This window comes from Pseudomonas sp. 25 R 14, from assembly GCF_900004755.1.
Classification (GTDB): domain Bacteria; phylum Pseudomonadota; class Gammaproteobacteria; order Pseudomonadales; family Pseudomonadaceae; genus Aquipseudomonas; species Aquipseudomonas brenneri.
Map to the genome: position 1 here is coordinate 14419 of NZ_CVTS01000053.1, position 19493 is coordinate 33911.

At 59.1% G+C, this 19493-nt stretch carries 23 protein-coding genes and 1 tRNA gene; 9 read left to right on the top strand and 15 right to left on the bottom strand.

Annotated features, from left to right (window positions below):
* Positions 1 to 17 precede the first annotated feature (17 nt).
* A complete protein-coding gene (locus tag BFQ03_RS20245; protein WP_032857962.1) occupies positions 18 to 1034 on the bottom strand; it encodes a DUF4917 family protein in 1017 nt (338 codons plus the stop codon).
* A 126-nt stretch (positions 1035 to 1160) separates the two neighbouring features.
* Here BFQ03_RS20245 and yiaY point away from each other — a divergent pair, with 126 nt between their 5' ends.
* Positions 1161 to 2309 carry an L-threonine dehydrogenase gene (gene yiaY, locus BFQ03_RS20250; RefSeq protein WP_065943866.1) on the top strand — a complete coding sequence of 383 codons (1149 nt, stop codon included), beginning with the start codon at positions 1161 to 1163 and terminating at the stop codon, positions 2307 to 2309.
* Here yiaY and BFQ03_RS20255 read toward each other — a convergent pair.
* Both BFQ03_RS20255 and BFQ03_RS20260 read right to left on the bottom strand, forming a co-directional pair.
* The gene (locus tag BFQ03_RS20255) at positions 2306 to 3463 is read right to left on the bottom strand and encodes an MFS transporter (RefSeq protein WP_032857957.1); all 1158 of its coding nucleotides are present in this window, start codon (positions 3461 to 3463) and stop codon (positions 2306 to 2308) included. The two genes, yiaY and BFQ03_RS20255, sit on opposite strands and share 4 nt — an antisense overlap.
* A 70-nt stretch (positions 3464 to 3533) precedes the next feature.
* Positions 3534 to 4757, bottom strand: coding sequence for an 8-amino-7-oxononanoate synthase family protein (locus BFQ03_RS20260; protein ID WP_065943867.1), 1224 nt, complete (start codon positions 4755 to 4757; stop codon positions 3534 to 3536).
* Positions 4758 to 5055: 298 nt separating this feature from the next.
* Here BFQ03_RS20260 and BFQ03_RS20265 point away from each other — a divergent pair, with 298 nt between their 5' ends.
* Positions 5056 to 5730, top strand: a complete 675-nt coding sequence (locus BFQ03_RS20265) for an NAD-dependent epimerase/dehydratase family protein (protein ID WP_032857955.1) — start codon at positions 5056 to 5058, stop codon at positions 5728 to 5730.
* Positions 5731 to 5740: 10 nt separating this feature from the next.
* Here the strand turns inward: BFQ03_RS20265 and BFQ03_RS20270 are convergent, their stop codons facing one another.
* Positions 5741 to 6229 carry a DMT family transporter gene (locus tag BFQ03_RS20270; RefSeq protein ID WP_032857953.1) on the bottom strand — a complete coding sequence of 163 codons (489 nt, stop codon included), beginning with the start codon at positions 6227 to 6229 and terminating at the stop codon, positions 5741 to 5743.
* 68 nt (positions 6230 to 6297) lie between these two features.
* Here BFQ03_RS20270 and BFQ03_RS20275 point away from each other — a divergent pair, with 68 nt between their 5' ends.
* From BFQ03_RS20275 to BFQ03_RS20290, 4 genes are all read left to right on the top strand, one after another.
* Positions 6298 to 7224, top strand: coding sequence for a LysR family transcriptional regulator (locus tag BFQ03_RS20275; RefSeq protein WP_032857950.1), 927 nt, complete (start codon positions 6298 to 6300; stop codon positions 7222 to 7224).
* Positions 7225 to 7293: 69 nt separating this feature from the next.
* On the top strand, positions 7294 to 7935 hold the full coding sequence (locus BFQ03_RS20280) for a LysE family translocator (RefSeq protein WP_032857947.1): 642 nt from the start codon (positions 7294 to 7296) through the stop codon (positions 7933 to 7935).
* 119 nt (positions 7936 to 8054) lie between these two features.
* Positions 8055 to 8582, top strand: coding sequence for a DUF4142 domain-containing protein (locus BFQ03_RS20285; protein ID WP_032857945.1), 528 nt, complete (start codon positions 8055 to 8057; stop codon positions 8580 to 8582).
* Positions 8554 to 9525, top strand: coding sequence for a GNAT family N-acetyltransferase (locus tag BFQ03_RS20290; RefSeq protein WP_239695261.1), 972 nt, complete (start codon positions 8554 to 8556; stop codon positions 9523 to 9525). The genes BFQ03_RS20285 and BFQ03_RS20290 overlap by 29 nt, the downstream gene beginning before the upstream one ends.
* 24 nt (positions 9526 to 9549) lie before the next feature.
* On the opposite strand, the gene BFQ03_RS20295 is transcribed toward BFQ03_RS20290, so the two are convergent.
* From BFQ03_RS20295 to BFQ03_RS20325, 7 genes are all read right to left on the bottom strand, one after another.
* Positions 9550 to 10050: a methylated-DNA--[protein]-cysteine S-methyltransferase gene (locus tag BFQ03_RS20295; protein WP_032857942.1), complete on the bottom strand. Its 501-nt coding sequence runs from the start codon at positions 10048 to 10050 to the stop codon at positions 9550 to 9552.
* Positions 10051 to 10151: 101 nt separating this feature from the next.
* Entirely contained in the window at positions 10152 to 10562 is a 411-nt protein-coding gene (locus tag BFQ03_RS20300) for a type II toxin-antitoxin system HicB family antitoxin (RefSeq protein WP_032857941.1), read from the bottom strand.
* A 23-nt stretch (positions 10563 to 10585) separates the two neighbouring features.
* A complete protein-coding gene (locus BFQ03_RS20305) occupies positions 10586 to 10768 on the bottom strand; it encodes a type II toxin-antitoxin system HicA family toxin (RefSeq protein WP_032857937.1) in 183 nt (60 codons plus the stop codon).
* Between the two features lie 238 nt (positions 10769 to 11006).
* Positions 11007 to 11080: transfer RNA gene (locus BFQ03_RS20310), tRNA-Gly, on the bottom strand.
* Positions 11081 to 11220: 140 nt separating this feature from the next.
* On the bottom strand, positions 11221 to 12105 hold the full coding sequence (locus BFQ03_RS20315) for an alpha/beta fold hydrolase (RefSeq protein ID WP_065943868.1): 885 nt from the start codon (positions 12103 to 12105) through the stop codon (positions 11221 to 11223).
* Between the two features lie 299 nt (positions 12106 to 12404).
* On the bottom strand, positions 12405 to 13097 hold the full coding sequence (locus BFQ03_RS20320) for a 16S rRNA pseudouridine(516) synthase (RefSeq protein ID WP_032857927.1): 693 nt from the start codon (positions 13095 to 13097) through the stop codon (positions 12405 to 12407).
* Entirely contained in the window at positions 13097 to 13306 is a 210-nt protein-coding gene (locus BFQ03_RS20325; RefSeq protein ID WP_032857925.1) for a cysteine-rich CWC family protein, read from the bottom strand. The genes BFQ03_RS20320 and BFQ03_RS20325 overlap by 1 nt, the downstream gene beginning before the upstream one ends.
* Positions 13307 to 13524: 218 nt before the next feature.
* Between BFQ03_RS20325 and BFQ03_RS30765 the strand changes: the two genes are divergently transcribed.
* Together BFQ03_RS30765 and BFQ03_RS20330 are read left to right on the top strand one after the other, a co-directional pair.
* Positions 13525 to 13884: a hypothetical protein gene (locus tag BFQ03_RS30765; protein ID WP_083204877.1), complete on the top strand. Its 360-nt coding sequence runs from the start codon at positions 13525 to 13527 to the stop codon at positions 13882 to 13884.
* Between the two features lie 157 nt (positions 13885 to 14041).
* Positions 14042 to 14470, top strand: a complete 429-nt coding sequence (locus tag BFQ03_RS20330) for a DUF3757 domain-containing protein (RefSeq protein ID WP_162237633.1) — start codon at positions 14042 to 14044, stop codon at positions 14468 to 14470.
* 10 nt (positions 14471 to 14480) lie between these two features.
* Here BFQ03_RS20330 and BFQ03_RS20335 read toward each other — a convergent pair whose 3' ends face one another.
* On the bottom strand, positions 14481 to 15593 hold the full coding sequence (locus tag BFQ03_RS20335) for an enoyl-CoA hydratase/isomerase family protein (protein ID WP_032857920.1): 1113 nt from the start codon (positions 15591 to 15593) through the stop codon (positions 14481 to 14483).
* A gap of 131 nt (positions 15594 to 15724) precedes the next feature.
* Here BFQ03_RS20335 and ung point away from each other — a divergent pair, with 131 nt between their 5' ends.
* Positions 15725 to 16420: a uracil-DNA glycosylase gene (gene ung, locus BFQ03_RS20340; RefSeq protein ID WP_167360827.1), complete on the top strand. Its 696-nt coding sequence runs from the start codon at positions 15725 to 15727 to the stop codon at positions 16418 to 16420.
* A 58-nt stretch (positions 16421 to 16478) separates the two neighbouring features.
* On the opposite strand, the gene BFQ03_RS20345 is transcribed toward ung, so the two are convergent.
* From BFQ03_RS20345 to BFQ03_RS20355, 3 genes are read right to left on the bottom strand one after another with little or no spacing between them, the layout of a single operon-like run.
* Entirely contained in the window at positions 16479 to 17516 is a 1038-nt protein-coding gene (locus BFQ03_RS20345) for an AbrB family transcriptional regulator (RefSeq protein WP_032857914.1), read from the bottom strand.
* Positions 17509 to 19023, bottom strand: coding sequence for a tripartite tricarboxylate transporter permease (locus BFQ03_RS20350; protein WP_032857913.1), 1515 nt, complete (start codon positions 19021 to 19023; stop codon positions 17509 to 17511). Before BFQ03_RS20350 ends, BFQ03_RS20345 begins: the two co-directional genes overlap by 8 nt.
* Position 19024: 1 nt before the next feature.
* Positions 19025 to 19483, bottom strand: coding sequence for a tripartite tricarboxylate transporter TctB family protein (locus BFQ03_RS20355; protein WP_032857911.1), 459 nt, complete (start codon positions 19481 to 19483; stop codon positions 19025 to 19027).
* Positions 19484 to 19493: the final 10 nt, after the last annotated feature.

Sequence of the window (19493 nt, forward strand, 5' to 3'; positions counted from 1 at the left end):
CTCCAGTGAGGCTGGGATCAGTGCTCGACCGGCACCGACAGTGCCGCTTTGCCCAGGGCATGGCTGCGTGCCGCAAAGAACCGCAGCTCCACCTCCATCCCTTCAAACAGCCCCGCATACCGCCGCTTCTGCTGCTGGATAAATCCTTCGCTGCGGCCAAATACCGAAATCGCCAGGGTCTTGATCTTCGAGCGGCGAATCGCCTCCACCAAGTGTTGATCCTGCTCGCCCAGGTGATGGCCGAAGATACACAGCGCACCTTCCTGGCCCAGCAACTGTTCATAGCAGAACGACAGATAATCCGAACTGCGGATGGTCTTGAGCTTTTCGCCGGTGGGCCCTTCGTTGATGAATAGCGGCACATCGTCGAGGGTCTTGATGGTGTTGTTGATCGCAAAACTGCTGAGCAACGTACTGTCGGTGGACGGCAATTTACGCGCCGAGCCATCCAGGTTACGCACCAGGTGCAGGCCGCCGTGCAGGTACAGAATGCGCGTCGCGGCGGTGGCGGTATCGCGCAGGTCAAAGCGTGATTCGGCACCGCGAAACAGGTCGTCAATGCCTGGCGTGTGCAGGATCGACCAGTAGTTGAGCAGGTCGTAATTGCTGGTGAACACCGTCTTGTAGCTCGCCAGTTCCTGATTGATCGTCACTAGCGTCGAAGGCTGCACCAGGCGCCAGGGGATGTGCACGGCGTGGATGGTGTTAATCAGCGCTTCCTTGATCGCGTAGTAGCGATTGCGCGGCGCAGCGGAGCTGACGGCCAGGGCCTTGTTGACGCGGCTGGTGGTTTTCAGGGCACCCAGCACTTGTTCGAAACTGCGGGTCTGCATCGCATCAAACACGCTCAGTTCGGAAGCGCTCAAGGGCTTTTCTTCCACGGTGCGTGCGTTTTCAAACAGTGAGTCGTAGGCAAAGTCTTCCCACACCGCGCGACTGGCACCGTTGCCGATCAGGATCGCGGCGAAGGCGGTGCTGCTGCGCAGTGCGCTCCAGTCTTCAAGGGCGGCGTCGATATCCTGGAAATCCTTCATTGCGGCGGGTCTACTCAAAAACGGCTGGGTGGTGACTTTATCACGGGCGGGCGTTGATCTTGGTCAAGATGCCGCAGCCCGCTGCGGTCGATGCTGTAGGCATCAACGTATCCCCGAGGGTTCACCATGAGCAGCACGTTCTTCATTCCCGCCGTCAACATCATGGGCATCGACTGCCTCGACGAAGCCATGAGCGCGATCCGCAACTACGGTTTTCGCAAGGCGCTGATTGTCACCGACGCCGGCCTGGCCAAGGCGGGCGTGGCCAGCATGATTGCCGAGAAACTGGCGATGCAGGACATCGACTCGGTGCTCTACGATGGCGCCAAACCCAACCCCAACGTGGAGAATGTCGAGAACGGCCTGGCGTTGCTTCAGGCCAGTGGCTGCGATTTTGTGGTGTCGCTGGGCGGTGGTTCGCCCCATGACTGCGCCAAGGGTATCGCCCTGTGTGCCACCAATGGCGGGCATATCGGCGACTACGAAGGGGTCGACCAATCGAGCAAGCCGCAGTTGCCGCTGGTGGCGATCAACACCACCGCCGGTACCGCCAGCGAAATGACGCGTTTTTGCATCATCACCGACGAAACCCGTCACGTGAAAATGGCCATCGTCGACCGCAACGTCACACCGTTGCTGTCGGTCAACGACCCGGCGCTGATGGTCGCCATGCCCAAGGGTCTGACCGCCGCCACCGGCATGGACGCACTGACCCACGCTATCGAAGCCTATGTTTCCACCGCCGCCAACCCGATCACCGATGCATGCGCGATCAAGGCGATCGAACTGATCAGCGCCAACCTGCGCCTGGCCGTGCGCGACGGCAGCGATATGGCGGCCCGGGAAAACATGGCCTATGCGCAATTTCTTGCGGGCATGGCCTTCAACAACGCCTCCCTGGGTTTTGTCCACGCCATGGCCCACCAGTTGGGCGGCCTCTACGACTTGCCCCACGGCGTGTGCAACGCGGTGCTGCTGCCCCACGTGCAAAGCTTCAACGCCAGCGTCAGCGCCGCGCGCCTGAGCGACGTCGGCCGCGCCCTGGGCGTGACCGATAAACACGTCAGCCCCGAAGAAGGCGCACAAGCGGCCATCGCGGCGATTCGCTGCCTGTCCCAGGATGTCGACATCCCGGCCGGCCTGCGTGAGTTGGGTGCCAAGCTGCAAGACATCCCGCTGCTGGCAAGCAATGCCCTCAAGGATGCGTGCGGCCTGACCAACCCACGGCGGGCGGATCAGCGGCAGATCGAGGAAATTTTCCGCAGCGCGTTTTAGTCTGTCCTGGCCCGGACGACGCACCACAGTGCGCCGCTCGCCAGCGCTACACATAACGCCGCCAACGGCCAGACCTGCTGACTGACCAGCAAGCTGGCCATGCCACCAATCAGCGCCGCCATCAACTGGTGCAAAAAGCCACTTAGGGCCATGGCGTAGGAGCCGCCTACCGGAGAGTGGTCGTTGGCCAGGGACAGGCTGATGGGGTAACTCATCGACTGCCCGAACACCGCCACGCAATAAGGCAACCACAGCAGCAAGGCCCAATCACTGGCGAACCAGCCAGCGAGCAACATCACCGAACTGCCGCCCACTACCAATGTCACTCCCCATGTCATCATCGACAGGCGCCCGCTGCGGGCAACCCAACGATTGACCGTCAATGCCCCCGCCAGATAGGCCGCGCTGATCGGCCAACCCAGCAGCCCATACTGCGTGGCAGTCCACTCGAAGCGGCCCTGCAGAATCAGCGGAGCGCAGGTATTGAACGCGATGATCACGCCATACCCCAACCCGCCCGCCAACGCTGCCCGTAGAAACGCCGGGTGTTGCAAAATCATGCTGTAGATACGCCATGCAGAAACTTGCCCATCGGCTTTCACCCGTGCCGGGAACGCCACCGCTTGCAGTACGCAAATCAGCCCGATTGCCGCCAATGCCAAGCCGTAGAAGATCGCCTCCCAACCCAACGCTACCTGCAATACCGAGCCAATGAACTGGCCGATACCCAGGGCGATCACGAAGGTCATGCCCAGCCACGACAGGCCTTTGGCCAACAATGCACCGCTGAAACTATCGCGCACCAACACCCGTGCCATCACCGAAACGCCACCAGCCCCCAGGCCCTGGACGAACCGTAGCGAGAGAAACGTCTCGATGTTGTGAGCCATGGGGATGGCCGCGCTGGCCAGGGCATACAGGGCCAATGCCGCCAGCAGCACCGGTTTCCTGCCCAGGCGTTCACCCAGGCTGCCCCATAGCAGCATGGGCAACGCCATGCCCACCAGATACACCGCCAAGGCCAGCGAGGCCTGGGACTCGGCGGCCTGCAGTGCCTGGGAAATGGCCGGCACTGCGGGCAGGTAAATGCTGATGCCGACTTGGGACAGGAAGGCGGTGCAGCAGGCTATGGCAAGGGTTGTGGTGTTTTTCAAAGGGTAAGGATTTTCTTTTTTGGGCGGTGGCGTCGCGTTGGCGAGAGTTGTGTTGTGTCAACGCAGACCATTAAAGCTTTCCGTGCTCCTTTAGCAAGTCTTTGAGATGTTCACAAAAAGAATGGATCAAGGCAGGTGGCATGTCCGCACGAAGTGTAATACGTATGGCTGCTTTGTTTTGCGGTACAACTGGGAAGAACACCGCAGATGTAAAAAAACCAATGTCAGCAAGTCTTCGTGAAATTTGAGTGGCCAGTGTTGCTTCGCCACAAGCTACTAAGCGTATCGCGGAGAATGATCTCTTTTGCTCTGTTTCTACTAAACTATCGAATAATCGAATATTTTTCTGAAGCTTTTCCTGAAGGACAGTTAATTCATCTGAAAGGTGGATTTTGATTGATGCCAAGCCCGCGCCGATGGCAGCTGAATTCAGGCTTTGGGACCAGTTGCTAGGGCCGCCGTAGCGATGCACTAAACTCTTTTGGCGTTCGCTCCCAAACATTACCAAACCACCACCTGCCGCGAATGACTTTCCGAGGGAAGCCACCAGCAGAATTTGGTCGTCTAATGCCGATAAGTGCGGGCGTACAAATCCTGCTCCATTCTTCCCTACTGCGGACAGCGCGTGAGAATCATCCAAGTAGAGAAAAAGTCCGTAGCGTGCCTTCAAATATAATAAGCTTTCTATGTCGGCAATGCCTCCCATGCTGTAAACGCCATCAGCGACATAAGCAACTTTTTTATGTTTTTTGCATAGATCTTCTATAAAGGAAATGTCGTTGTGGGGGGCTGTGATTACCTCTGTTTCGTCAGCGCACGCAGCTTTCAGATGATTCATTGAATAGTGGGATAACTTGTCGAAGATCATGACGGGAGGCGTGTCATTTGTAAAAGCACCGCTGGCGAGCAAAGGTAATATTCCAGAGCTGGCGGCACTACACGAAAGTGTACTCAGGCAGTTTGCACCGAATAACTCGGATAGCGCGGTTTCAAATTGCTCTAGTAATACCAGTTTGCAGCGGTTTTTTGAATTGGCTATACGCAGTGTTCCCGCATCTTTTAATCCATCAATAGCTCCATTAAGGATGCTGGGGTGGTAGTCGAGGCCTAAATAAGACGTGGTGCAGAAGTGATGGATGTTTCGGTTATACTGATCGGTTAGGAAGTTGTTGCTGTTTACCGTTACATTTAATTCACTGATTCGTCCGGCTTTTGCACTTTGCCAGTCTGGGTCAGCGAGTGCTATGAGCTTTTTGTAGTTTGAATAGTTATTGATGTTGACGTTTGTAGTCATGGTTTACTGTCCTTGTAAAAGTGGTCCTGACTTTCGGAGTCGTAAGCTATCGGAATGAAATCTCTATGAAAAGTCAGCTGTTTCCTATGCCCATGGTTCTAAGTTGAGTTTTTGTCGTGGGTAATCGGCTACAGATTTTTAGTGCAAGGTTTGGGATGAGTTACACTATCCCTGTGTTCGACATTTTCGCCTCTGCGATTCGCTCGTCGCGTCTGATGACAAGCTGTTAATCTGGGCACCTCGTACTGCTCTTAACTTGAAGCTTGCAGCTAAAAGCTTGCCACTGAGGCCCCCCCTTATGAGAGTTCTGCTATTCGGCGCCACCGGCATGGTCGGCCAGGGCGTGTTGCGTGAGTGTCTGCTGGCCGCTGATGTGCAGGAAGTGGTGGCGGTGGGGCGCACGGCGTTGACCCAGGAGCACGGCAAGCTGCATCAGGTGTTGCACGCGGATATGTTCGACTTCCAACCCCTGGAGCATTTGCTGCAAGGGTTTGATGCCTGCTTGTTTTGTCTGGGGGTGTCGTCGGTGGGGATGGATGAGGCGACTTACACCCGTCAGACCTATGACCTGACCCTGGTCGCTGCCAGTACCCTGGCGCGGCTCAACCCGCAGATGACGTTTGTCTATGTGTCCGGCACGGGCACCGACAGTTCCGAGCAGGGCAAGGTGATGTGGGCACGGGTCAAGGGCAAGACCGAGAATGCCTTGCTGCGCCTGCCGTTCAAGGCGGTTTACCTGTTCCGTCCGGGGATCATCCAGCCGCTGCATGGCGTGCGTTCGAAAACCCGGCTCTACCAGGCGTTCTACACCTTGCTCGGCCCATTGCTGTCATTGGTTCGCCGTGTACGGCCGGCCTGGATCGTGAGTACCGAGAGCGTGGGTCGGGCGATGCTGGCGGTGGTCCGGCAAGGCGCCCCGCAAGCGGTGATCGAACCCGCCGACATCCACCGTCTGGCCGCCGAACGTATGTGATAGCAACGGATCAGCCCGCAGCAGCCAATGCCTTGGCTGGCGCGGCACTGAACTGAATCAACGCCACACCGCCGATCAACATCAGTACTCCGAGTAAACGGGGGGCGGTGAGGTGCCGTTCCACCAGGCCGAACAGGCCAAAGTGGTCGAGCAGCAACGAGGCGAGAATCTGTCCAGTCATGGCCAGGGCGATAAATCCCGAAGCCCCCAACTTCGGCAACAAGATCAGGGCCAAGGCAATAAAGCACACCCCAAATGCGCCACCCGCCCACATCCACATTGGGGCCTGGGTGATAAAGGCCATGCTTGGCAGCGGCAGTCGCAACGCCAGAATGACAGGCAATAACACCAGGATGCTCACCGTTAGCGAAGCCAGGGTCGCCCACAGGGGATGCCCCAGGCCACGCCCGAGGTTGGCGTTAATCGCGCTTTGAAACGGCACCACCGCGCCGGCAAACACCGCTAACAGCAACAAGCCCAGCCAATGCCACGTCGTCATATTCGTTCTCCCAAAGGTTTTACTGGACTCTACGGTATTCGTCGCGCAGATTTAAATTCCAAGTTCTTATGCTGAATATGCACGCTATGAATGATTTACGGCGCATCGACCTCAACCTGCTGGTGATCCTTGACGCACTGCTCAGCGAGCAACACGTCACCCGCGCCGCCGAGCGCCTGCACCTGAGCCAACCGGCGGTGAGCCATGCGCTGGCGCGGTTGCGAGATCTGCTCGGCGACCCGTTGCTGGTGCGCCAGGGCGGGGGGCTGGTCGCTACCGCCCGCGCGCTGGAGTTGGCGGCACCACTGGCCGATGCGCTGGCCCAGGTGCAGTCATTGTTGGCGCCGAACCGTTTCGACCCGGCATCGGCCAGGCGGACCTTTCGCCTGGCCATGTCCGATTACGGCGCGGCGCTGCTGTTGCCTGGGTTGGTGCGGGCACTGCGTGAGCAGGCACCGGGGATTGATCTGGCCATCACCCATGCCAGTCGCGAAGGCATGCAAGAAGGGGTGCTCAGTGGCGAGATCGACCTGGCGGCCGGCGTGTTTCCCGACCTGCCGGGCGAATTGCGCAGCACGCCGTTGTTTGAAGAGCACTACGCTTGCCTGGTCGACCGCGACAGCTTGCCTGCCGGTGGTGCGCTCGACTTGCCCACTTACCTGGCGCGGCCCCATGTGCTACTGGAAATGCGCGGCAGTGGTACCCCGGAAATCGAACGGGCGCTGACCGCGATCCGTGAGCGGCGCCATGTGGCAATCAGCCTGCCGCATTGGGGGATTGCCCCGCAGCTGATCCAGGGCACCGATCTGATTCTTACTGTTTCTTCGCAGGGGTTGCTGAACATCGATCCCCGGCACCTGCTGGTGGTGCCACCGCCGTTTCATATCCCGTCTTTCGGTTTTGTACTGGCCTGGCATAAACGCCGTGGTGGGGATGGCGCCTTGCACTGGCTGATCGCTCAAGTGCAGGACGTGCTGGCCAAACGCGCGGCCTAGCATTGCAGTGCCGAGTGGATTGTGCACAATCGACGCGGCCCTCCTATTTTCTGTCAGAGCGTGTAACCCATGACTTCATCATTGCTGTTTGCCGTCATTGCCTCGGGCTTTATTTATGGCATCACGCCGGGCCCCGGTGTGCTGGCGGTATTTGGCATTGGTGCGGCCCGTGGCCGCCGGGCCGGCGCAGGTTTTCTGTGCGGGCACCTGTTGGGCGATGTGGTGTGGTGCAGCACCGCCCTGGTCGCGATTGTCGGCGCGCGGGAGATCGGCAGCAGCGCATTTGATGTGCTGGGTGTGCTCAGTGCTCTCTACCTGTTTTGGCTGGGCATCCGTGCAATCCGCACCCGCAACCGCAGCAGTGAAGCGCCCCAGGGCGCGGCGCGCCAGCCGTTCTGGCATGGCATCCTGTTTGGCCTGACCAATCCCAAGGCGTATCCGGTGGCTGTGGCCACTTTCACGGCGTTGCTGTCCAGCCGTGCCGAATTGCTGACCTGGGCCATGCTGCCGTGGTTGATTGTCTTGAGCTTTATCGGTGGTCTGGTGGCCTATGCCATCCTGATCGGCATCGTTGGTGCCCGGCAAGTGCGTACGGTGTATCAGCGTCATGAAGTGTTGATCACCAAACTGTGCGGCGTGATGTTTATCGGCTTCGCCATCAATGCCCTGGCGCATGCGTTGCCGGGCTTGATGGGCAGTAAAACGTCATGAGTCTGTGACGACCGTTCGTCGCGCCAACAAGTTTTTTCTAAACCTTTGCCGCCCTGAAAATTCAGATTCAGGGCGGGGTTCTTTCCCCTGCATGTATTTATTACCTGGAGGAACCCATCATGAGCCGCATGGCTAGCCGGTTACGCACCGCCACTTTCGCGATGCTGCTGGGCCTCGGCGCCAGCAATGCCTTGGCCCAAGGGCCTGCCGAGTTTATCGAGCAAGCCTCGGCCAAAGGCATGGCCGATATCGAAACCAGCCGCATGGCCCACGCCAAGACCTCGTCCCAGGAAATCAAGGACTACACCATCGAGGTCATCAACGAACGCACCCTGGCCAATCAACATTTGGCGGCCATTGCGAAAAAACTCGACTTGCCAGTGGCACCTCGCGAGCAGATCGCCGACAAGGCCGAAACCCTGATGCCTGAACTGACTGATGGCGACTCCTTTGACGCCGCCTACACGGCCCAGCAGGTCAAGGCCAACGAAGATGCCATCGCGCTGTTCAAGCAGGAAGGCGCGGCGTCGCAGATTCCCGAAATAAAGGCACTGGTCGACGAAACCCTGCCCAAACTGGAAACCCGTCTGGAAAAAGCCCGGGCGCTGGCTTCGTCCTATGGCAAGAGCCGTAACGGCGACGGTTGATTGCGAGGGCTGTGGTATTGAAACGGTGGTTGGACTACTCCAGCCGCCGTTTTTTTGCGTCGTAATTCCCATCACCCGTGGCAGCTTTCTACTGTCGCTTTCGGAAACAGCCGACAGTGACCCTCAGACGTTGAAGCAAGACTGGTTTTTTTGCCTGGACTTGCCGATGCCTACGACCGTCAATTCGCTTTACCACCGGACCGAAGCCCATTTTTTTTCCGCGACCTGCCCGTTGCACCGCAGCTTCAACGCCTGTGTGAGCGCCTATTTTGCTGACGAAGTCGTCAATGAATGGAACCTGTTGTTTGTCCGGGTCGGCAGTGAGCCGTTGGGTGGTGGGATGGCCGCCTGTGAGCAATTGATCCGCAGCGTGGTTTTGCCCGTACGGATAGTGATTCATCAGGAAAAGGTCGAGGAGTTGGCGCAAAGCCTACAGGCGATGGGCTTTATCTTCGTGCAAAAGACCAGCGCAATGGTCCTTGACCTGAAGAGCTTCACCGCTGCCGTCCGAACACCTGTCAGCGATACCATCAGTTTGACCCAGAGCCTCGACGATTGGGCGGCTCCCCTGGGCAGTGCGTTTGGCCTGACAGCCGAGGGCGTTGCGCGTTATCAGGCCAGGCATCAGGTTGCAATTGATCGCGGCGAAGGCTTTTATCATTTTGCGCTGTCAGTGGAGGGGCGGCCGGTGAGTGCCATAACCTTGTCCATGTGTGACGGGCTGGCGCGGCTCAATGATATGGGCACTCACATTGAGTTTCGCGGTAGAGGCTACGCAACTCGGTTGATCCAGGTCGCGTTGGCGCACGCCGTGAGCCTGGGTGCGCAAACGTGTTTTCTTGAGGCATCGAACGATGGGTTCTTACTTTATCGCTCGTTTGGCTTTCAAGCGCTGTTCGATTATCAGGCATTTGTACGTGGCCCATTGGTGAACGGGCGGTAGCTTCAGCCTGTTGCGCAATAGCCATCAAAACAGCGACCTTGTGGCCTCGCCATCCTCCAATGTCAGCAAGTACTGCTTGGCTACAAGCCCACCGGCAAACCCGGTCAGCCCGCCCGACGCACCAATTACCCGATGGCAGGGTGCGACGATCGAAATGGGATTGCGCCCGTTGGCCGCACCCACCGCCCGTACGGCTTTCGGGTTGCCGATCTGCTGGGCGATCTGGCTATAGCTGCGGGTTTCACCGAAGGGAATGGTCAATAGCGCGCCCCAGACTTTTTTCTGGAACTCGGTGCCATCAAAGTCCAGCTCCAGCTCGAAACGGTCGCGGGTGCCGGCAAAATACTCTTTCAACTGCCGCTCGGCTTCCAGCAGCACCGGGCTGTGGTTGACCTCCACCAACTCGCCCAGGCGCACGCGGTTGGCGCGCTCGGTTTCCCACAGGATCGCGGCGAGCTTGCCGTTGCGGGCTACCAGGGTCAACTGGCCGACGGGAGAGGGCATGAGTTTGTATTCACATGGCATGAGCGAGCTCCTTGTTGAGTGGGTCATTGACCGACAGGCCTGCACTTTAACGCTCATCGCTGATGGCCGAACTACGTTTCTTGCGGTCAAATTCGGTGGTGTTATCGCTCTTGTTGCAGCACCTTCAGCGCTGCCGAAGCGAGAAACCCCGAGCGGCTTTTTTCTTCCGGGTGATGCAGCACGTATTCATCAATACGGTTGAGCAAATAGCCAGGCAGCGTGATGTTGAGTTTCTGCGCCTTGCCCAGGTACTTGGTGACATCGATATCGACCACGGCCCAGGTGCAGCCGGCGTACTGCGGGTTGGCCGCATGCAGGGTGACCTTTTGCGCACTGGGAATCGGTGCTCCGTCTTCTGCCAGAAGCTCAAAATGACCCTCTATGGCTTCCCGTGCCATGGCCATGGCGTCGTCCAGATCATCACCGGCAGAGAAACAGCCAGGGATGTCAGGGACTTCTACACCCCAGGCGTGGTTGTCGTCACCGGTTGAAATTGCAATCGGATACAGCATGTTCGTTGTCCTCCAGGGACGGTTTAACCGAGCAGGGCCTGTTTCAAAATGCTTTTGGCGGTCTTGTCCAGCAGGTCTTTCTTGGGATGGGGAATAGTCACCAGCCCAGGCTTGGTTGGGTGCTTGAAATGATGATGGCTGCCCCTGACGCGCGCCAAGTACCAGCCATCTGCAACGATATGGCCTATTAAATATCGGCTATCCACATCACCTCCTTGTGGTGTGTTGGTGGTGACTATAACCACTAAATAAAAATTATCAACACTCTACCCACCAATAAAAACGGCAGGGGTGCAAGAAGTGTATGGGCGTGGGGCGCGGCTGCAGAACGGAGGTATTGCGGGGTTTTACTGGCAAATCCCAGGCATAAAAAAACCGGCCTCATGAGCCGGTTTTTTATTCATCCCCTACCAAGACAAGCTGGGTGTGGGAGGACAATCTGAGTGGAGCGGGTAGAGGGAATCGAACCCTCAACTAAAGCTTGGGAAGCTTTCGTTTTGCCACTAAACTATACCCGCTCAAAGCGGCTGACTTTGTACCAGATGTGCGCGGCAATTTGAAGTTTTTCTTTGGAAAATGTGCAAGTTGCGAGCGTCAGCCGAATTTTTCAGGCAACCCTGGGCAGTCTTTGTGCATCGTGCCCACCCAGGGTTTGCTTTCAAATCGCAAGTGCGTGCAGGGCCTGCCCCTGCTGATACCGCAGTCGACTCACTGACTGTTCCGGTTTCAAAAAGCTCATCAATGCCTGCCGGCTGTCATTGCACGCGGCCTTGTGCTCCATGTCCAGGAAGTGCCCGGTGGCCTGGATGGTGCCAAAGCTGCTGTTTGCCACATGTTGCCCAAATATCCGGGCATCCTCGGCGCTGGTGTATTCGTCCCACTCGCCATTCAAGAACAGTACTGGAATGGCGATCTGCCGTGCGGCCTTGAGGTAGCACTGGCGGTCGCTATTGAGGACTTGGCTGATGTGGTAGTGCATCTGCCCGTATTCATGTTCGGCCAAAGTGCTGACATGCCGATAGTTGAAGCGCTTGAACAGCGGCGGCAGGTGTTTGCCGATGGTGCTGTTGACCAGATTCCCAACGCTGTGGCGGTCGAGGTTGCCGAGGTAGTCGACACCGCGTTCCAGGTAGTCGCGCATGGGCGTATTGATCACCGGGGAGAATGAGCTGATCACGGCTTTCTCCACGCGCCGCGGCCGCTGGGACAAGGCGACGAGGGTGGCGACGCCGCCCCAGGAAAAGGACAGCACATGCTCGGCGGCGAAGTGGTCGATGAGTTCCAGGAGGATCTGGCCTTCAATGTCCTTCGTCAGCATTTGTTCATGGCGGTTGTGGGCTTTGGAGCGACCGGCGTAGGGCTGGTCGTACAAAACCACATTGAATTGCGGGTACAGGCTTTTCACGGTCTGGGCGAAAGACGCAGTGGTGGCCATGGAGCCGTTGACCAGGATGATGGTCTTTTGAGCAGCGTCCGCGCGATAGAACTCCGTGTAAACCCGATACTGACCCTGTATATCCAGCACAGCGATTTCTGGCCTCATGTCATAAGACTCCTGGCAAGCGGGTGGTGCGCGCAGATCACTCTGCACGAGCTTTGTGACAGGTAGGCATACGCCTGGAAGGGAGGCCCATGTCGGTCCGTTGAAGCTGGCCGACGGGTGTTGTTATGGCGGGCAACTTGCCTGTAAGGCCCACACGTCAAGCAGTGCGGGCAGGCAATGTGTTTCTTGGAAGGTTGGGTGACTCACCAGTCAGATGGCGGCTGGCGTTTTGATTCAAGCAGGAGGCGGGCCAGGTCGCAAGTTTCACCCAAAAGTTTTGCTGGTCATCGGCTGAACGGTCATATCTGACGGATTTCAGCCTCGGTCAGCGGTCGATATTGGCCGGGCGCCAGGTGTTCATCCAGCGCCAGCGGCCCCATGCGTTCGCGATGCAGGCGCGTCACTTTGTTATCGAAGTGCCCGAACATGCGCTTGACCTGGTGATAACGCCCTTCAATGATGCCCAGGCGCGCCGTTCTGGGGCCAAGGACTACCAGCTCTGCCGGTTGCGTGGTGAGGTTTTCGAAAGCGAAATACAGACCTTGCGCAAAAGTTGTCGCGTACTGCGGGCCGATCTCCTGCTCGGTCTCGACATAGTAGACCTTGGGCAGTTTGGTCAGGGGCTGGGTCAGGCGCCGCGACCACTGACCGTCATTGGTGATCAGCAGCAGGCCGGTGGTGTTGAAGTCCAGGCGGCCGGCGATATGCAGGTCGCCCTTGTCCGGTTCATCCAGCAGGTCAAGGACGGTACGGTGCTGCGGGTCCGAGGTGGCGCTGACACAGCCCTGAGGCTTGTGCAGCATAAAGTAGCGTGCCGGTTTCCCTGCTTGCAGGACGTCGTTGTCCACCATGACGTGGCTGAATTCGCGCACCTCATGATGCGGGTCGCTGACCACTTGGCCGTCGACCTTGACCCGCCGTTCCACCAGCAGCAGGCGCACTTGCTGGCGATTGAAGCGGGGCAGGTTGCTGAGGAAGCGGTCGACGCGCATTACGGCTGGGCCCTGCGCAATTGTTCATCGACCTGGGCACAGCGTGGGCACAGGCAAGCCTTGTTGCGCAGTGCCTCGGGCAACGCTTCAAGCACCGCCGGGTCGATACTGACGCTGTAGCACCAGCAGGCCTGGTCGACGGTACGTGGGTCGGCCAGGGTGCAGTCGTTGCGGGCGCCACAGGCCGGGCAAAGTGTGGGAGTGGTCATCGGTCGGTTCAGGCGTCATTCAGTCGAGGTTCCGGTGAAAACCGGTGTTCCTGGCACGATACAGACCTGGGCGATTTATTGCGCCACAGATGTATCAATCTATGTCGGGGTCGCACCAGATTCGGTTTTTGAGGTCTGATCCTTTGTCAGTCAGTGAAAGCTGTCTGGCGCCTCCCAGCGTCGCTGGTGTGTGCTCTTCCGCGGTCCAGGAGGCCGCCATGTATCGTCGATTGCTCATCACAGCTGTGCTCGGCTTGACCCTTTCTGCCTGCGTGCCTTATTACGATGGAGGCTCCAGCTACTATCGATCCGAAGTCTATACCACGCCCGCGCCGGTCTATTACTACGGTGGCGGCCCGTCTTACCAGTACCGGCGCGGCTATTACGCACCGCCACCACGGTATTACCCGGCGCCGCGTTATTACCAGCCGGCACCCCGTTACTATCAGGCCGGGCCAAGGGCAGGCTACCGGCCATATCCCAATCAGGGCTGGGGTGATCACCGGGGCTATAGGGGACATGGCCGGGGAGACGGCCGGGGTGGCGATCATGGCTCAGGTCGTGGCGGGCACCGTTAAATCAGCTTTTCCTTGAAACGGCGCGTAATGCGCCGTTTTTTTGTGGTAGACCGTCTGTCCAGGCTGTCATATTTAACAGCTATATTAAGTGCCTTTCTAGGACTCTACTGAGTGGCAATTGCTCAGTAGCTCAACGGAATGACACATGATTAGCCGGATGCTTATCGTTTTTATCTTCGGGCTTTTCCCACTCGCTCACGCCAGCGTAGAGTTCGGTTGCCCATACCCCTCGGCGATCAAGCGCAAGGCCGACCATTTTCAAAGTGACAATGGCTATTGGAAAAGCCCCAAGGTCGAGTTTCCAGGCTTTTTGGACACGTTTGTCGGCGCGGTCTTCATCCCTGCCGAGGACGGGGAGCGCAAGCGAGGCCATTTGGAGTACTGCACCTACAAGGCAGCCAACAACCAGTGGGTCAACCTCAGGTTCCAGGCACCCGAGCCCCTGGCCAGCATGTCACTGACCGACTCCACCCATTGGGTGCTGGCCCACGGGCCTTTTGACCAGGAAATCTACGTGTGTACGGACAGCCAGCCCGACAACTGTTCGTTCACCCTCGTCCCCCCCAAATCCTGGCCCGCCGGTTGACTCACGTCTGTCATAAATCAGAGAGATCTGCCAGCGGATGCCGTCCTTCCCAAGCCTTGTGAAAGTGCGCCTCGACCACGGCTTCGGGAATGCGGTTGATATCCGGCCAATGCCAGTGCGGCTGCTGATCCTTGTCGATCAGGCGTGCCCGAACCCCTTCACTGAACTCCGGATGCCGACAGCAATTGAGGCTCAAGGTGTACTCCATCTGGAAAACCTGCGACAGAGACAGGTGCCGTGCCCGTCGGATCTGTTCCCACACCAGGTGCGCGGTCAGCGGGCAGCCCTCGCTCAGGGTCCTGCCAGCCCGGCTGAACAGCGGGTCGCTATGCTCACGCAGTTGGCTCAAGGCGCGCCAGGCGCAGCGCACATCGCCCACATCCAGCCATTCGTCGATTGGTTGGCGTCGCGGTAGCCATTGTGCTTCGGGTTGCTGGCTGGCGGCTTCCTGGGCCAGGGCCTTGAACAGACTGTTGAGCTGCATCGCCGTCTGTTCCTGCCAATTGAGTTGCAGCAGGCCTTCGAGCATTTCGTCCTGTTGTTCATCCAGCAGGAAACGGTCGGCCAGGCCCAGGTCCAGGGCGTCGCGACCATTCATATGGGCGCCGGTAAGGCCGAGGAACAGGCCGAGCTTGCCGGGCAGGCGCGAGAGGAACCAACTGGCGCCGACATCCGGGTACAAGCCGATGCTGATCTCCGGCATGGCCAGGCGGCTGCTCGGTGTGACGATGCGGATGGCGGCGCTCTGCAGCAACCCCATGCCACCGCCCAGCACATAGCCATGACCCCAGCAAATCAGCGGCTTGGGGTAGGTGTGCAGGTGGTAGTCCAGGCGGTACTCGGCGGCAAAAAATTGCGCGGCCAGGGCGGGCACTTCGCCCGGGTGCTCACGGCACGCCTGGGCCAGGCTGCGCACTTCACCGCCGGCGCAAAACGCCTTGGTGCCGTTACCACGCAGCAGCACGCAGACGATTTGCGGATCCCTGGCCCAACTGTCCAGGCGTTCGCTCAGGGCCAGGATCATCGGGAGAGAGAGGGCATTGAGGGACTTTTCCGCGTCCAGGCTGGCGATGCCGATACGGGCGCCGTCTGTGCCAGTGAGCTCTTCGAAGTGCAGATTCATCATGACCTCAATCGGTAAATTGAACGTTGAGTATGATCCCTTCGTGGGAAAGTGCCGGTTATGCGTCAGATCAATTGACAAGTGGGGTGGGCTTTCCTAGGGTTCGCCCATTCTTTTTACATGATGTGTTTCTGATGACTTCCGACGACCGTATCAAACTCGAACCGAGCTGGAAACACGCCCTGCGCGAGGAGTTCGAGCAGCCGTACATGACCGCGCTGCGCGAGTTCCTGCGCCAGGAGCATGCGGCGGGCAAGGAAATCTACCCGCCGGGCCCGTTGATCTTCAATGCGCTCAACTCCACGCCGCTGGACAAGGTCAAGGTGGTGATCCTCGGCCAGGACCCCTACCACGGCCCTGGCCAGGCCCACGGCCTGTGTTTCTCGGTGCAGCCGGGCGTGCCGGCGCCGCCGTCGTTGGTCAACATCTATAAAGAGCTCAAGCGCGACCTCAATATCGACATCCCCAGCCACGGCTGCCTGCAAAGCTGGGCTGACCAGGGCGTGTTGATGCTCAACACCACCATGACTGTGGAGCGCGCCAATGCCAATGCCCATGCGGGCAAGGGCTGGCAGTTCTTCACTGACCGGGTGATCGAGGTGGTCAGCGAGCATCAGCCACACCTGGTGTTCCTGCTGTGGGGCGCCCATGCCCAGGGCAAGCAGAAGCTGATCGATGCGACCAAGCACCTGGTGCTGACCTCGGTGCATCCGTCGCCATTGTCGGCGTATCGCGGGTTTTTGGGCTGCGGGCACTTCAGCCGGACCAATAAGTTTCTTGAGCAGAATGGCGAGACGCCGATCGAGTGGCGGTTGCCGCCCATCTAAGGCCCAACACAAAAAATGTGGGAGCAAGCCCGCTCCCACATTAGAGTTGTGCCAGGTTTTAGACGGTGTCCGGCTGGCGGTTCCAGTGGCGAAACAACGGCTCCGCCAGGAACAACACAAACAACAATCGCATCACCTGCATCGCCGTCACTAACGGCACCGACAGTTGCAGGGTCTCCGCCGTCAAACTCATCTCGGCAATCCCTCCGGGCATCATGCCCAGCGTCAGCGAACGCAGATCCAACTGCGTCAACGCACTCAAGCCCACCGCCGCCAGGGTGGCGATCAACATGGTCAGCACTGTGCCGATCAAGGTGCGGGCCATGAAGGCTGGCGCCCGGCGGAAGAACTGCCGGTTGAAGTGGCAACCCAGGCCACTGCCGATCAGCCACTGGCCAATCTGGCTGCCGCCGTCAGGTAAACCGATGTGCAAGTCCCAGGTGATGCTGGCAATGGCACTGACCAGCAGCGGCCCGAACAGCCAGGGGTTGGGTTGACGCAGGCGCTGCCAGCCCCAGGCGACTAGCGCGCCGACGGGAAACAACAAGGCCAGCCAGGCCCAATTGACGGGTGCCGGATGAAACTGCGGTGCGCCACCCCCCAGCAAGTACTTGAAGATCGCTGGCACGCACAGCACCACCAGCAACACCCGCAGACTCTGGCCCGCCGCCACGCGGCTGAGCACCGCGCCATTGCGCGCGCCCAGGTTGACCATCTCCCCGGACCCGCCCGGCATGCTTGAGAAAAACGCGGTGGCGCGGTCTTCACCGCTGCGACGCATCAACCACACACCGACAATGCTCGACAGGCTGGTCACCAGCGCGCCGAAGAAGATCAGGCCAAAGTGGCTCATCACCTGTTCGATCACCACTGGGGTGAAGTGCAGGCCAATGCCGATGCCCACTACCCACTGGCCGCATTTGCGCCCGCCGGGAATCTCAGCCAACTGCCAAGGCGTTAGACAGCGCACCAGAATGATCGCCAGCAACGAGCCGACCATATACGGCAAAGGCCAGCCGACGAGGCTGGCCAGGTAACCGCCGGCCAGGCCGACCAGCGGTGTTGCCCACCAATGTCTAAGGGTGACCTCAGACATCGGCTACGGCACGACGCTGCAGGGAGCGCTTGCGCCAGATGCGCAGCAATGGCACGAGCAGCATGATGGCGGTCAGTACCCAGACGCCGAAGGTGATCGGGCTGGACCACAGGATTTCCAGTGCACCATTGGAAATCGACAACGCACGACGCAGGTTCTGCTCCATCAGGCCACCGAGGATAAAGCCCAGCAGCAGTGGCGACAGCGGGAAGTCCAACTTGCGCAGGATGTAGCCGAAGATGCCGATGGCGATCATCAGGAACAGATCGAAGGTGGTGGCGTGTACGGCGTAGACGCCAATCGCAGTGATGATTGCGATCACCGGCACCAGTGCCCAGTTCGGCACCGCGAGGATGCGAGTGAAGATGCGGATCATCGGGATATTGAGGATCACCAGCATGATGTTGGCGATAAACAACGAAGCGATCAGGCCCCAGACGATGTCCGGTTGCTGTTGGAACAGCAGCGGGCCTGGCGTGATGTTGTACAGCGACAGGGCGCCGATCATCACCGCCGTGGTGCCCGAACCTGGAACGCCGAGGGTCAGCATCGGCACCATGGCGCCGCAGACGGAAGCGCCGATGGCGGTTTCCGGGGCGGCGAGGCCGCGCATGTCACCCTGGCCGAATTTGCCGCTGGCGCCTGCGATACGTTTTTCGGTCATGTAGGCCACGGCCGAGGCCATGGTCGCACCGGCACCTGGCAGTACGCCGATGATGAAGCCCGACACACCGCACCGCAGGTTCACGGTCAACACCGACAGGGCTTCCTTGACGTTGAACATCATGCGCCCGGTGGCTTTCACTGCTTCCTGGCCACGGTGGGTTTTTTCCAGGAGCAGGAGGATCTCACTGATGGAGAACAGGCCCAGCACCAGGACCACGAACTGGATGCCGTCGGTCAGGTGAATATTGTCGCCGGTAAAACGGTATACACCGCTGTTGGCATCGATGCCCACGCAGGCAAGGAACAGGCCGATCAACGCCGAGACAAAGGTTTTCAGCGGCTTGTCACCGGCCATGCCGCCCAGGCAGACAATCGCAAACACCATCAGTACGAAATATTCCGCCGGGCCGAAGGCAATTGCCCATTTGGCCAGCAGTGGGGCGAACAGCACCATGCCGCAGGTGGCGATAAACGCACCGATGAACGAGCTCCAGGCAGACAGCGACAACGCCACGCCGGCCATGCCTTTGCGGGCCATCGGGTAGCCGTCGAGGGTGGTCATTACGGTGGAGGCTTCGCCCGGGATGTTCAGCAGGATCGAGCTGATCCGGCCGCCGTATTCGCAGCCCAGGTACACGGCTGCCAGCAGGATCAGCGCCGATTCCGGCGGCAGGCCCAGGGCAAATGCAATGGGGATCAACAGGGCCACGCCGTTGATCGGGCCCAGGCCCGGCAACAGGCCGACCACGGTGCCGATCAGGGTGCCGCACAGTGCGGTCACCAGGTTATAGGGGCTCAGCGCGACGCCGAAACCCTGGCCCAAATAGCCAAAAGTATCCATATCAGTTCTCCAGAACGTCGAGCAGACCGAGGGGCAGTGGCACGTCCATGGTTTTATCGAACAGCAGATAAAGACCGATGCTCATCAAGGTGATGATCACCGCGCTGGGCAACCATCGGCCGCCATACAGCCGAGCCATCGGTATACCAATCAGAATGCTGCTGAGAATGAAGCCCAGGGGTTCGAAAGTGCCGGCAAACACCAGCAGCAGGGCCACGCAGATCCCGATCTTGATCAGGGTCGGGCGGTCCAGCGCCGGCTCATCGTCGGTGTGTTTGGTCGGTTGTGGGCGAATCAGCATGTAGAGCAGTGCCAGCCCCATCAGCCCGATCAACAACAGCGGGAAGGCCCGAGGCCCTACGGGCTCGTAGGAAAAGGCCGCCTGATACGGCCAGGCCATCAGCGCCAGGCCGATACAGGCCAGTAACATCACGGCAGCGAAAATGCGTTGTAAGAGCATGGAAAACTCC

Coding starts and splice junctions, on each gene's coding strand:
- BFQ03_RS20280 (WP_032857947.1), top strand. CDS start 7,294: ATGACTTCATCATTGCTGTTTGCCGTCATTGCCTCGGGCTTTATTTAT.
- BFQ03_RS20245 (WP_032857962.1), bottom strand. CDS start 1,034: ATGAAGGATTTCCAGGATATCGACGCCGCCCTTGAAGACTGGAGCGCA.
- BFQ03_RS20330 (WP_162237633.1), top strand. CDS start 14,042: ATGCTTATCGTTTTTATCTTCGGGCTTTTCCCACTCGCTCACGCCAGC.
- BFQ03_RS30765 (WP_083204877.1), top strand. CDS start 13,525: ATGTATCGTCGATTGCTCATCACAGCTGTGCTCGGCTTGACCCTTTCT.
- BFQ03_RS20345 (WP_032857914.1), bottom strand. CDS start 17,516: ATGTCTGAGGTCACCCTTAGACATTGGTGGGCAACACCGCTGGTCGGC.
- BFQ03_RS20260 (WP_065943867.1), bottom strand. CDS start 4,757: ATGACTACAAACGTCAACATCAATAACTATTCAAACTACAAAAAGCTC.
- BFQ03_RS20265 (WP_032857955.1), top strand. CDS start 5,056: ATGAGAGTTCTGCTATTCGGCGCCACCGGCATGGTCGGCCAGGGCGTG.
- BFQ03_RS20275 (WP_032857950.1), top strand. CDS start 6,298: ATGCTGAATATGCACGCTATGAATGATTTACGGCGCATCGACCTCAAC.
- BFQ03_RS20295 (WP_032857942.1), bottom strand. CDS start 10,050: ATGCCATGTGAATACAAACTCATGCCCTCTCCCGTCGGCCAGTTGACC.
- BFQ03_RS20350 (WP_032857913.1), bottom strand. CDS start 19,023: ATGGATACTTTTGGCTATTTGGGCCAGGGTTTCGGCGTCGCGCTGAGC.
- BFQ03_RS20290 (WP_239695261.1), top strand. CDS start 8,554: ATGGCAAGAGCCGTAACGGCGACGGTTGATTGCGAGGGCTGTGGTATT.
- yiaY (WP_065943866.1), top strand. CDS start 1,161: ATGAGCAGCACGTTCTTCATTCCCGCCGTCAACATCATGGGCATCGAC.
- BFQ03_RS20320 (WP_032857927.1), bottom strand. CDS start 13,097: ATGCGCGTCGACCGCTTCCTCAGCAACCTGCCCCGCTTCAATCGCCAG.
- BFQ03_RS20285 (WP_032857945.1), top strand. CDS start 8,055: ATGAGCCGCATGGCTAGCCGGTTACGCACCGCCACTTTCGCGATGCTG.
- BFQ03_RS20315 (WP_065943868.1), bottom strand. CDS start 12,105: ATGAGGCCAGAAATCGCTGTGCTGGATATACAGGGTCAGTATCGGGTT.
- BFQ03_RS20325 (WP_032857925.1), bottom strand. CDS start 13,306: ATGACCACTCCCACACTTTGCCCGGCCTGTGGCGCCCGCAACGACTGC.
- BFQ03_RS20335 (WP_032857920.1), bottom strand. CDS start 15,593: ATGAATCTGCACTTCGAAGAGCTCACTGGCACAGACGGCGCCCGTATC.
- BFQ03_RS20270 (WP_032857953.1), bottom strand. CDS start 6,229: ATGACGACGTGGCATTGGCTGGGCTTGTTGCTGTTAGCGGTGTTTGCC.
- BFQ03_RS20300 (WP_032857941.1), bottom strand. CDS start 10,562: ATGCTGTATCCGATTGCAATTTCAACCGGTGACGACAACCACGCCTGG.
- BFQ03_RS20355 (WP_032857911.1), bottom strand. CDS start 19,483: ATGCTCTTACAACGCATTTTCGCTGCCGTGATGTTACTGGCCTGTATC.